This is a genomic window from Pseudomonas baetica, assembly GCF_019733355.1.
Taxonomy (GTDB): Bacteria; Pseudomonadota; Gammaproteobacteria; order Pseudomonadales; family Pseudomonadaceae; genus Aquipseudomonas; species Aquipseudomonas baetica_A.
Map to the genome: position 1 here is coordinate 109,806 of NZ_JAIHLQ010000020.1, position 12,123 is coordinate 121,928.

Below are 12,123 nucleotides of genomic sequence, written 5' to 3' on the forward strand. Positions count from 1 at the left end.
GGGAGCGACATGCGTTGGGTTAGGCGAAGGGGGCGGCAGCCTGATCAAAAACCGTCGCATAGCGACCCTGGTCGTGAGTCTCCTGCAGTGCTGCACGAAGCTGGGCCAACTGCTCATACCCAGCCAACGCCTCTACCAGTTCCGCGACACCAGCTTTTTCCGGAAGGGTTGTGAGTACCTGGTCGAGCTGCTCGACCTGAAGATCATCAAGGGCAACAACGGCCCCCGACTGCAACAGATCCGACAGATACGCCAATTCCGGAAGAAAGCGCTTGCCCTTGCCAATGCGTCCGTTATTCGCCAGATCGATCTTAGCTTCCTCACCGGTTGCGGATTTCATGGTTACGATATTTGTGGTCATTTGACTCCCCGTATGTTGAGCGCGTGGTCGCGTCTCTATGTGCACAGCTCCGACTGGCCTGGATTTGAGTGTTGCAGAGCGCCGCTTTATTCGATTGGATCAGTAGGCCAGGTCTGCTTGAAACTCGTGCTCACACTCGGGGCAGGACAGTTCGATATCCCGGCTGGCCTCTGTGTCGTGCTCGCAAGTCTGAATACCTTCAGCAGCAATGTCGTGAGTTTCCAACACATCAAACTCCTGCTTGCACGCAGGGCAGCTAACGAGGAGGGTAAGCGACCAAACAGCCTTAACGTTGGGGGTGGCACTCATTACAGAGATCCTTGAGGATTTGCATCCCAGCGCGGCTCTTGCCGGTGCCGGGTTTCTACCGGGTCACTTCTTGTAGAGGCGAACCCAGTCCTATGGCTGGACATATTGTGGTTTGCCCTGTTCATCAGTGATCCACTTGCCGGAGTCGGTACCAGGTATAGGGCCACACACCTGACCAAATATCTGCCATCCATGCTCATTGCCGGATTCCTTCCCGATGCGGACCATATTGAGTTGGCATTCCTGCCCAAGCATCTTGGCAGTTACCAACGCGTGGTCGCCATCAATCTTAGGCGTTCCCACGAGAATGAACCGAGTTGCCATATAATCCTTTGCTAATGCCCCGGCAGCCTCTGATGTACCTGATTCGGCGCTCTTAGCCGACGCGCACATGGACGCCATGAGCAATGCGATGAATAGTGCAGATTTCATTTGGATTCTCTTCTTGAACTATGTGAAAAAATGGCCCCGCATTATGGCGGGGCTGGGAGTATTGCTGGGCATATGCATCTATCACCGGCTGGGCACAGCAACCCCCTTTTGGTGATAAACATCGACGCGGCTACATACGAGTGGCAGGCGAGGCCGGCTTGCTTTTCAGTTCCTGAATTAGAGGGCCGAGCGCTTGCATATCGGCATTCAGGTTAACGAGCTTGAGCATATTTTCAACTGTGAAGAAGGCGCGGCCGGCGTCAACCACTTCCTGGGCTTTGATCAGGTCCTGCGGGACACGTCCGACCCATTTCGCAGTGCTTTGCAGCACGCGCGGTGACATGCGTTCAATGTCATCTATGGATTGTGTGGCGAATTGCTCAAGCGGCAGAACTAGGTTCGTCACCAGCATGTCTTTGAAGTTGGCGGCGAGGAACGTTAGTCCCGAGAGGGTGGTGACCAACACCTCTTTCGTCGGCAAGTCCTTTCTGGACTTCTTGTTGGTCGTCTCCCAGTAGGCAGCAGCCTCATCTGCGGTCATGGGTTCATCACGGATGATCCGATCCTGGCCTCTATCAGCTCGCTGTTTGAGCTGGGTATAGAACGGAGTGCCTACGGCCCCCATGAAACGGCGCTTCAGCTCTGAGAGCTCGGTATGGGCTTGCTTGAGGCTGCTCGCTGCCAGGATCAGCGAAGGGATGTCTTCACGTGCGCGCATGATGGAATCAATTCGGCGCTGCCGAGATAGGGCTTTGTCGATCCGCTGGCGCTCTAGGGTGAAGCTGATCCCGAAATGCTTGCGACCGCAATGGCCTCCAATGCCAGTCTCAAGTCCATCCGTAGTGGTGATGAGGTAGCCTCGACGATGCGGGGTATGGCAGGACTCGATGCCGCAGGGGATCGAATCGAGAAAGTGGTAGGGCATGACAACAGCGTCGAAGCCGCGATCGCTTTTGGGGCGGAACGCTAGCGATTGCGTGAAGTTCGGGCGCTTGGCGAGATCTTCAAAGCTGTCCAGGACAATTATCGATTGCTCCAAATCGCGTACCTCCGTTGACTGAACTGGCATTCTACCACTACTGGTAATGCAAACAGTGTTCAGGCCGGCGCAGATATTTGAAAGCCTCGCCCGCAACAGCATCAGCGCGGCGGGCAGTAGGGAATCCACTGATTACCGTCTACCATGCCGCGGCGGAGATGGGTGAGCCCGCTACGTCTTGGAGTGTCCATTCTGAATGCGCTCATAAATAATGGCGGCCGCGGCCTGAGCATCCCGGTCAAGTTCTGCGCTCATCGGAGCAATATCCAGCCCTTCGTCACCATCCACGTAGAAGTCGCCGCCCTGGTCATCATCAAACTCTTCTCCTGCGTATTGGCCACCGGCGTGGTATGCCCGCAGCGTCCCGACCGTGACATCTCTTCCGAGTAGACGGCTCAGATGAATCCACGTCCAGGTTTCAACGGTCGGAGCATCTCTGTCAGCGCTCACCAACCGGTGTAACGCTTCAGTGTCACCATTGCGTGCGGCTACCTGGGACCATGACATCGCCAACAAAGTCAAACCTGCAGCCTCAGCGAGGGTTGCAACCCGCCCGGCGAGTCCCGGCACCCCTGCATGCGAATCTAGGACTGCGAAGTCCTCCGCGGTTACAGCAATCCGCTTTTGCAATTCGTCGAGCTCAAAAAAGATAGCTTCAGGATGGCCAGATGCGGATGCCTTCGATAGATGAAATTCGGCACGCTCTATCAAACCCTCTTCGAAGAGAGCTTCGACGGCAAGTTGTTTCTCAGAACCTGATAGTTGTCGGCCTAAGCGCATCTGGAGCAGCCAGTAGACCGACCCTGAGTCATGATGCTTGACCAGCCGCTCGTAGATCCGGAAAAGGGCGTAATGCGCGGACGGGTTCTTGCAGCTGAAATCCTCAAGCATCCCCAAGGAAAGCCGCAGTTGAGGTGGCTCCATATCAAGGAGGCAGCCGTGCAGCTCCTCGAGGGCGAACTCGGTGGCATGGTCGATTGAAACCTGATCATCGTATAGGCCAAGCACCCCTGCGAGGGGAATCGCTGCCAGCTCATGGCGCTGTGCAAAAGACTCCACCACCAACGCAGTGAGGCGTGGAGAGCCTGCAGCCTGGAGTGCGACATGCCGTTCTGTGGCCCGCCTAAGATCTAGAAGCCCAGCCAGAAGGAGCCGAACGTTCTCGACTGCGTTGCCATCGCACCCGCTGAGCGAGACGATGAATGCCTGGCTATTCAGGCTTGCAAACGAGTCATACCCCAACAGCGCTGAAAGCAGTTCGTACGTGTGGCCAACCGAAGGTTTTTCGCCTGTCTGTTCAGCAAGGTTCTGGCGCAGGGAGAATACAAGTTCTTTGAGCAGCATGAGTCAATCCTCAAAGCTCGCCGACGGAGTGTGGGGTGCGCGTTTAAGACCTGTCGACGAGCGAGAGGGTTGAACGAGAATTTGGTGGTGCAAAGCCGGTTTCTACTCGCGCACAAGTATGCCTGGCGGCGCGGCCAATATAGTCGATGTTCAAGGAGGAGGGGTAGAGTGAAAGCTTTTTTTGATTAGGCTTCAAATGGGGCCGGCCTACAGTCAAACCGACTTGAATGCTCGTGTGGAAGTTCGTTCTACTCAACAGGGCTAGGCGCAGCGTTTCTGAATTCTGTGCGATCGTGAGCCCAGTCGTTATGATGAGCCGACTATTCGTTTAACACTTTGGCAATGCTCCGGTGAGCATGCTGAAGACTGTTCGAGGTTGGCTATGAGCATTAAGTCCCCCGTATTCACTGAAGCCCAGGTTGGGGCTGCACTGGCACAAGCTGCTGGGCTGATTTTTCACCCGCAGCTTTTCCGCCCGATGCCAAAGATCACGTTAGGTGAAGTTGGGGCTCCATCACAGACTGAGCCGCCCGCTGACGATTGGTCGGGTAAGATCGCATCTTCATTTGTCCGGCTTCCTGTTTTCGCAGATTTCATCCAGCGATGCGCTGCTGATGCCCATAAGGCCCTTTCGAATGATGACCCCAGGGTCAATCCGGCCGGCATGAAGGCAGACGAGATGTGCAGCTCATCACATGCGCAAACGGTGCTGGCGCGCGTCCGTGATGAATTGATAAAGAATCCCTACGATGTCAAGTGGATTGGAGTGGTTGTCTTCGCACTAATCCGTACGCTTGAGGAGACAGTCGACAACGCGACCACCTCGGGTGATAAGTCAGACATGTCATTCGCCGTTTCTATGATGAACAGCTCACTGGTAGCCGCAGATGCATGGGAGCTCGGCTTCGTAACGAAGCGTACGTTCACAGTCCCTCAAATCGAGACGAGCCTCAGAAAACACATATCAGAACGGGTAGTCATAGCGCTTGCTTCGATGGTTGCGGTCGATCCTGGCGCAGCGTTTTTCAATGAGCATGCACCCGTACGCCTTCACTGATCACTAGGAGTAAGGATTGCCCCATGTTCCTGGGACCAGATCAATACAGCGCCGCTTTGATGCGGATGGTCGCTGAAGAGTCTTCGCTGGACGTTGCTGTGGCGTTTTGGGGGAAGGGTGCTGAGATGAAAGTGCATCCTGATGAGACGAAACCTATCCGCATCATCTGCAACCTGCTAAGCGGCGGGACGAACCCCTGGGTCATTGCACGCTTTCTTAAGCGAGCTGAGTTGAATTCCAACATCCAGATCCGCCAATGCGATGTGCTACATGCAAAGGTTTTGGTAGGCCGGTCACAGGCGATCATTGGCTCGGCCAATATCTCCGCTAACGGCCTTGGTCTTGATGGCGATGAAACTGGCCGATGGATTGAGGCAGGTGTACATACAGTAGCCATCGAAGAGGTAGAAAGTGCCCGAGCCTGGTTCGACCAGCTATGGAACACCGCTAGTGTTCGCGTGATAACGCGGGATGACGTCGCGAAAGCAATTGTGGCTTATAAGCGGCATCGAGGTACGCGGCCGGACTGCAGCTCCACTGGACCCTTTAGCTTCTCGAAATTCACGCCGGCGGATCTGATCGACAGGGATGCGTACGGTTTGCTGTATGTGAGCGGCCCCTCGGATGACGCCAAGGCAGCTACTGCGCGACACGCTGCCGCCGAGTCTAAGGCGTTGGGGGCAATTCCTGGTAAAGGCACCGAGCGCTGGTCATTTGAATGCTGGCCTGAGGACCTGAACACAACTGGCAAGGTCGAATACTTGGCCATGCTCTGGAATCAGGAGAAAGCCAATGTAGTCGTCGACGGTCCGTGCGTTATGACGGCGACTCAGCTGGAGTTTACGTACTCAGAAGGTGGTCAGCCTGGCTGGTTAGATTTGGCGAGACCGACGTCGACGCTGATCGGCCACAGCTTGAACAAAATGGAATGCCGGGCTTTGGCCAGGGAGTTGAAGCCGTACATGCAAACTGTGTGGGACGAGTCAGAGATATTGGACGAAGGTATGCGGCGTATTCACCTCAGTCACATTGCAGAGATAATTGAGCGGTGAATGATTGACCTCGTTTGCAGATTAGGCCTTCTGAGCAGCATCATCTACAATTCGAGTAGAGTGAGGTATTGGCGGAGGCTGGAGTAGGTTGACGACCCAAAAGCCTACCATCGAATTTCCGCCAACTCCCAAAGGCGGTAATTTACAACTAACTGATTTCTAAGGCTTTGTTCCTCATTCTTGCGATTATTCGCTTCCTATCATTAGATCAGTTTTCTCGCTCCCTCAGCGGGAGCATGAGATCCATTAATGTGAAAAGCAGGTATGGAAACCTCCTTCTTACGTATAGCATGGTTTGCCCGCTTCCTACCTGTCACTCATCCGGATTTCATGTGTGGTTTATGGCGTGACATCCTGAATAAGCGCGTTAATCTTGTCGTGAATACAGACCAGATCGGTACCCATGCCCCCGAATCGCCATCGTGCACTCGCGCCTGAAATCGCCGGCAAGCTTGGCCAGGTTTCCGACAGAGAACTCGCCAAGCTTTCCGGATTGAGTCCTTATTTCATCAAGCAAGCACGCTTAGCGAAATGCATAGAACCGCTCACCCGCGGTTACGATCTCCCTGACGGCCTGGTGCAGCAATTGGGCAAGGTTCCCGATGCCCAACTGACTGAGGAGTATGGTGTTCCAGGGCCTGTGCTTTTCCGGGCCCGTCAAAATCGATCAATACCCAGGTACAGAGTGCTTAAAAAGCCGGATAGCCCTGAATATGTGGCTTTTCCAGACGAAGCCCTCGCGCTGCTTGGTAAGGTCCCCGACGTAGAGCTTGCAAGCCAATACGGTCGATCCTTGCAGGAGGTTAAACAAGAACGTGGTATTCGTGGCTTAGATTCCTACACCAAGGGTCGCAACCTGCCAGAAGAGCTTGTTCAGCAGTTAGGATTGGTACCGGACTCTGTGCTTGTCCGTCGTTATTCGGTGGCGGCGACCACCATAAAACGAGCTCGCGATGCCCGCTCCATCGCACGCTTCAGGCCTTGTAAGTTGCCGAAGTCTGATCATTGGAGCGATTTAAACCAGCTAGATTCGGCGTACCTGCCCCCTGCTCAATCAACCGATGGGAAGCTTAACGGGGAAAAAAGGATTTGGTCGGAGGAAGAAGACTCCCTTCTTGGTACGGCAGCAGATAGCAAAGTAGCTGAGTTGCTGAAAATTGATTTTTGGTGCGTCTTTTATCGACGTAAAGCGATGAGTATTCCGCCGTTTGAATACGCCTACTCATAATTAAGCCCGGTCATTAGCCCTGACATGAGGTTAACTTGTTGAAATTAAACGCTTTTCCGCCAAAGCACATGTGCGGAAATTTAGGAGTGGGCGCCTGATAGAATAAACATTCTACCGGCCGCGTCCGTTCAGATTTGGAAACCAGTTTATGGCTCAGCTGATACATCAGGATAGCGCATTACTTACTCTAGCTCGAAAACTGGATAAATCTCCCCTTCCTACGTCTGATCGAGCATGTCTGATCACCCTTCCTGACGGCTCCACCCGCCTCGGCGTTACTCAGGTGGTCAACTTTGTTCATCACGGTGGAGAGTTCGCGGGGGCCTTGTTCGGCCGGGTTTCATTTCGGTTCGCCGGCGAGAACTCGGAACTTTCGAATGCCTTCTCCCCTACTCACGACGTTGCTTGGTTCATTGTGGACCACAAAAATGGATTAGTTCAGTTCGGCCCTCAAGATGGCTTGATCGTTCGTCATCCTGGGCTTGGCATCGGGTCGTACATTGTCGGCCAGTTGCTTCGCATTCTATCTGGCGGTACTGCTCACGGCTCTTACAAGGTTGTAACTACAGAATTGCCGCAGATCACGCTTGATGCCCTGCCCGCGGCCCTTAGAGCGGAGAATGAGCGGCGGATAGATAATGTTTTCGGGAACGCTGGTTTTTACCTTTCCAGTGCTGCGGGTGTAAGGGTAATTGGCGCGCGCAAGGTCGCTGAGCTGAAACCCCATTGGAACTGGGAGAAGGTGAAGTTTCTGAATCCAGGCCAATTGATTGACATCGCCGCCAATTCGATCAATCGCTGCAGTAGCGCCGAGAAAGCTAGTGAGGCTCTCAGCGTTCAGGTAGAAGCGATTAAAAATGAGCTTGCATCGGCTGCCGATAATCTGGAGGCGTCCAGGACTGAATTAGGGGCGCTTTCAGAAAGAAGGAACTCCGATCTGCTGCAAGCTGCAGAGCGTGAGGCTCAGCTTGTATCGGGGCTTGAAGATGCGGAAGCAGATCTGTTCAGAGTCACGGGGGAGATGGATGAGGCCAAAGCGGCTTACCTTCAGCTGCTTTCAGAACCCGCAAGAGCCACAGCCAGTGAGATTCGATCTGCTACTTACCCGTCTTCGCCGCATTTCATCATCGAGCTTGGGAGACAAACTCGAATTTTGGCCTGGGCACTTGTAGCCGGTTGTATTTTTCTAGGCGCTGCAGGCTTGGCAATCCAGGCATTTCGCTGAGTCCTGGCCATTTTGAATCATGCAGTTACCTTGCATGGAACACTTCTAAAACTTGGAATTACCGTGGCATTTGGATCTGGCTTGGCCTTGCTTGATGATATCGCGACGTTGCTAGACGACGTGGCGGCCCAAAGTAAAATCGCAACAACGAAAACGGCAGGCGTGCTTGGTGATGACCTGGCGCTGAATGCTCAGCAGGTTACCGGGGTGCGAGCCGAGCGCGAGATCCCGGTTGTACTGGCTGTCGCCAAAGGGTCACTACTCAATAAGGCAGCCTTGATCCCAATCGCGATGTTGATCAGTGCCTTTGCACCGTGGGCAATTACTCCTTTGCTCATGGTTGGCGGTGCTTACCTTTGCTTCGAGGGGGTTGAGAAAGTCCTTCATCGCTTCCTTCATCCTGAAGTTGACCAAGAGCGGGCCGAACGCGTAAAGGCGATCGCCGAGCCGAAGGTCGACATGGTTGAGTTTGAGCGAAAGAAAATCCGGGGGGCGGTGATAACCGACCTTGTGCTGAGCGGCGAGATTCTAGTGCTGGCGCTGGCTACCGTTGCAAGTGAACCACTGCTTGAGCAGTTCCTCACGCTGGTGGTCGTTTCTCTAATCATCACATTCGCGGTATACGGGTTTGTTGCGGGCATCGTTCGTATGGACGATGTTGGACTGCGATTGGTAACGAGCACGCGTACCATTGGCAATGCGTCAGGTCGGTTTCTTCTGTGGTTTGCACCCGTGCTGATGCGTGTATTGGCTGTCGTGGGGACAATTGCGATGTGGCTTGTCGGCGGCGGAATTTACACACATGGGTTGCCTTTCCTTCACGTCATGAGTGAGACCGTAGTTGGAACCGTATCTAGTGTTGCAGTCGCCGGGCCGGCGCTGGCTGTAGTAGGGGCGCCTTTGTTCGATGGCATTGTCGGGATTGTCGTAGGGTCCTTGCTGGTCGGACTGTTCATGCTTGGGAAGCTTGTGCTTGGCCGTAAATCGCACTTAGGGTGACTGTCAAAGCCGCGCGGCTGAGGGCATCTGTGATCCTGTAATGGCTATTAAGTGGCACTGAATGGTGAGATAGTTGCGCATCTCATCATTTCACGGATTTATCATGGTCGCACAAGCTGCTGGCAGGGTTGCCTTAATCGTTGGCGGTGCGGCTATCGCTGCATGTGTGACGGTGCCCGGGATGTATTTGTGGAACCGCAGCGCCAATAAAACAGCCCACGCTGCTGGCCGGGCAAAAGGTGAAGCAGAAGAGAAAGCACGCCAGGAAATTCTGCGGCAGATGAATAATGCGGCTACAGCAGAGATGTTGGCCAAATACGCTGAGTCCCAAAAAGGGTTCAAGATCACCCTCGCCTGCGTCACGATCGGCGTTGCATGCGCGGCTACATTCGGACCTGTCAGCAATGATGACGTAGCCATGATCAAGGCATACCTTCTCGGCGTTTCCGAGGCGTACATACCAAGCTTTGTCCGGATCAAAGTAGACGAAGCCGTAGCAGCACCTCCATCTATCAACACCGCCTATGCACTTGCCGCTAAGGTCGGCTCGCCCGAAAACTGGAAGCTGTTCGATGAACTCGTAGACCTGGTCGCGCAATCTAAGCAGATGGCCAACGAACAATGCCGATCCTCATTCCGGTCGGAATGGCATCTGTTACGATCCGTCGGTTGAGGCCTTGTTGATGAGCGAAAGTGCCGATCGATTCCGTCAGACCCAAGCGTTGCTTGCACAGATCCGTAGTGCTCCCTCACTTGTTGTGCTGCCCTCCCCAGCTGATTCGCAGCGCGTACTTAATGCCCCAGTGGACGATCAGTTTCTTGCCCAGGCTTTTCCCACGGAATCTAGACTCTTGGGGCGAAATGAGGCCCCTGAATACGAGGTTCGGGCGAGATTATCCGAGCTTGAGATCGCCTTTCACTCACAGCGTATAGAGCGTCTTTTCTCTGACACACGTCGATCAGCTCTTCAGGCAATCGCCGGGCCTTTTGGGGTCGGGAAAATGCTCAGTGCCTATGACAAGACCGGCGGTGTAGTGGATACGATCCACAACGCCCGGGCCGGTGTGTATGCCACTGATGAGGCTGAACAGAAGTATGCGGATAGGGGTGAGTACACGAAGAGGGTGAAGGAGAACTATCACCACCGTGATCCCGCCTACAAAAAGATGAGCCAGGACAGCACAAGGGATCGGGTAGAAGGCAAGGTGACTGATGCCTACACCGGTGAGCAAATGAGCAGCCAGCGGAGTGATAGCCACAGCATTGATCATGTTATTGCCGCAGAAGAGATCCACAACGATGCCGGCAGAGTTCTCGCAGGATTGGACGGCGTTGAGCTTGCGAATGCTTCAACAAATCTGCAGATCACCTCGTACTCAACAAACTCGGCAATGGGCACCAAAACAGCCACTGAATATGTGCTGTGGCTTGAGCAGACGAAAGACACCCGAGCGAAGAAACAAGCAAAGCTACAGGCGAAGGTTGATGCCGGCGAGCCTATGAGCCAAAAGCAAAAAGACGAACTCGCCAAGCTCAAAGAGCAAGAGAAAATCGCGGCAAATCCGGAGCCTTTGCTTGAGGCAGATAGAAAGGCTCGGGCGGCCAACGAGAAAAAGATCAACGACGCCTATTATCGCAGCCCAAAATTCCGGAATGACTGCTTGAAGACAAGCGTCGCAGCCGGCGGCCGCGCCGCTTTTCAGTCAGCAATGGGGGCTATCCTGGTCGAGTTGTTCGCAGGGATATTTGATGAGGTAAGCGATTGGTACAAAAACGGCCGAGCCGACGGTAATTCAATATTTGCTGAGCTCAAGCGTCGTCTCAGGAAAGTCGGACTGAGAGTAGCCAAGCAGTGGAAGGCTGTGCTCTCAGCCGCGGCTGGGAGCTTTCTCAGTGGTTTCCTAGCTAACCTAGTCACTGTGCTGACCAACGCTTTCCTGACCACTGCCAAGCGGACTGTTCGTATGATCCGCGAAGGTGGCAATGCCTTGGTTGGAGCTTGCAAAGCTTTGATTGTGCGCCCTGAGGGAATGGGGATCCGAGAGGGCTTGCATGAGGCATCGAAGGTGCTAGTTGGTGGGGGCATCATAGTAGGTGGCGTTCTGCTGGAAGATGCTGTTAGCAAGTCGATGATGGCGGTTCCGTTCCTTGTTCCTTTTGCCGACACTGCTACAGCAGTCATCGTTGGTGCGGCTACTGGCATCATCTCTACCATGGCTGTGTACCTGGTCGACAAGGCAGACGTGCTAAGTGTGAATCGAAGCAAGATGCTAGCTGGCATTAACTCGGACCTTGACGCATCGCTTCTGCATCAGCGCGCTATTGAAGCCTCCCTGCTCGAGCAGTTCAAGGCACTCTGAGCCTCTCTTCTGGAAACTCCTTGCGTAAGTTTCACGTCAGGCGTTGTGCATCGGAGCGGGCAATCGGGTGTGAGCCTCTGCTGGTCTCATCAAGTGTTGTCGCGTGGAAAAGGAGCGCCTCTTTTGGCTATCGCCTTTATCTGGCCATGGGCTATGCTCGCCGGCTTGTAAATCGCAGTCCGACGGTTATAACAGACTGCTCAAAACACACGCCAGGATTTAGCATGAAACGTTTCACAGGTATCGCTGTAGCAATCTCTATGGTAATCGTAGCATCAGGCTGCACCACTCACCTGGCAGATGGACAGAAACAAGAGATGGAGGTGTATGAAAGCAAGGGGCTTGCTGTTGAAGAGAAGTCAGTCGCATTAGCCGCTGGACTGGGTGTTCTGCCAGCCGCTGGTTACTTTTATACTAATCATCCCGCAGTCGCAGTCTTCTCCATCCCGCTTTGGGTAATCTCTCTCGGTCCTCTGTGGATGCCTTTTGATACTGCTGCCGCAGCTGAAGTGCAAAACTTCTATGCCACTCGGCGCAAAGTAGAGTTTGAGAAGGCAAAAGATCTGCGAGAGCTTGATCATCGCCTTGAAGACTGAATCGCCCCTGGTTTCGTAGACACCTCCAAGCCTCATAATGAGGCCCAAATAGGAGGTGCCATGAGTCGTCAGCGTTACCCCGAAGAATTCAAGATCGAAGCGGTCAAGCAAGTGACCGAGA

The 12,123-nt window shown here is 54.0% G+C and carries 13 protein-coding genes; 8 read left to right on the forward strand and 5 right to left on the reverse strand.

What is annotated here, in order from left to right:
- Nucleotides 1–19 precede the first annotated feature (19 nt).
- From K5E40_RS19415 to K5E40_RS19435, 5 genes are all read right to left on the reverse strand, one after another.
- Nucleotides 20–361 (reverse strand): hypothetical protein, encoded by a 342-nt coding sequence (locus tag K5E40_RS19415; protein WP_169904193.1) that lies wholly within the window; start codon nt 359–361, stop codon nt 20–22.
- Between the two features lie 99 nt (nt 362–460).
- A complete protein-coding gene (locus K5E40_RS19420) occupies nt 461–670 on the reverse strand; it encodes a hypothetical protein (RefSeq protein ID WP_078465784.1) in 210 nt (69 codons plus the stop codon).
- A gap of 90 nt (nt 671–760) precedes the next feature.
- Nucleotides 761–1,102: a hypothetical protein gene (locus K5E40_RS19425; RefSeq protein WP_078465783.1), complete on the reverse strand. Its 342-nt coding sequence runs from the start codon at nt 1,100–1,102 to the stop codon at nt 761–763.
- 130 nt (nt 1,103–1,232) lie between these two features.
- Nucleotides 1,233–2,270, reverse strand: coding sequence for a hypothetical protein (locus K5E40_RS19430; RefSeq protein ID WP_153045947.1), 1,038 nt, complete (start codon nt 2,268–2,270; stop codon nt 1,233–1,235).
- Between the two features lie 42 nt (nt 2,271–2,312).
- Nucleotides 2,313–3,485, reverse strand: coding sequence for a hypothetical protein (locus K5E40_RS19435; RefSeq protein ID WP_078465781.1), 1,173 nt, complete (start codon nt 3,483–3,485; stop codon nt 2,313–2,315).
- Between the two features lie 382 nt (nt 3,486–3,867).
- Between K5E40_RS19435 and K5E40_RS19440 the strand changes: the two genes are divergently transcribed.
- From K5E40_RS19440 to K5E40_RS19475, 8 genes are all read left to right on the forward strand, one after another.
- Entirely contained in the window at nt 3,868–4,542 is a 675-nt protein-coding gene (locus K5E40_RS19440; protein ID WP_078465780.1) for a hypothetical protein, read from the forward strand.
- 23 nt (nt 4,543–4,565) lie between these two features.
- A complete protein-coding gene (locus tag K5E40_RS19445) occupies nt 4,566–5,594 on the forward strand; it encodes a phospholipase D family protein (RefSeq protein WP_078465779.1) in 1,029 nt (342 codons plus the stop codon).
- A gap of 403 nt (nt 5,595–5,997) precedes the next feature.
- On the forward strand, nt 5,998–6,822 hold the full coding sequence (locus K5E40_RS19450; RefSeq protein ID WP_078465778.1) for a hypothetical protein: 825 nt from the start codon (nt 5,998–6,000) through the stop codon (nt 6,820–6,822).
- Nucleotides 6,823–6,970: 148 nt separating this feature from the next.
- Nucleotides 6,971–8,047 carry a hypothetical protein gene (locus K5E40_RS19455; RefSeq protein ID WP_078465777.1) on the forward strand — a complete coding sequence of 359 codons (1,077 nt, stop codon included), beginning with the start codon at nt 6,971–6,973 and terminating at the stop codon, nt 8,045–8,047.
- A gap of 63 nt (nt 8,048–8,110) precedes the next feature.
- On the forward strand, nt 8,111–9,046 hold the full coding sequence (locus K5E40_RS19460; protein ID WP_078465776.1) for a DUF808 domain-containing protein: 936 nt from the start codon (nt 8,111–8,113) through the stop codon (nt 9,044–9,046).
- A 103-nt stretch (nt 9,047–9,149) separates the two neighbouring features.
- Complete coding sequence (locus K5E40_RS19465; protein ID WP_078465775.1) at nt 9,150–9,719, forward strand: hypothetical protein; 570 nt, start codon at nt 9,150–9,152, stop codon at nt 9,717–9,719.
- A gap of 10 nt (nt 9,720–9,729) precedes the next feature.
- Nucleotides 9,730–11,406: a hypothetical protein gene (locus K5E40_RS19470; protein ID WP_078465774.1), complete on the forward strand. Its 1,677-nt coding sequence runs from the start codon at nt 9,730–9,732 to the stop codon at nt 11,404–11,406.
- Between the two features lie 224 nt (nt 11,407–11,630).
- On the forward strand, nt 11,631–12,002 hold the full coding sequence (locus K5E40_RS19475; protein ID WP_221732166.1) for a hypothetical protein: 372 nt from the start codon (nt 11,631–11,633) through the stop codon (nt 12,000–12,002).
- Nucleotides 12,003–12,123: the final 121 nt, after the last annotated feature.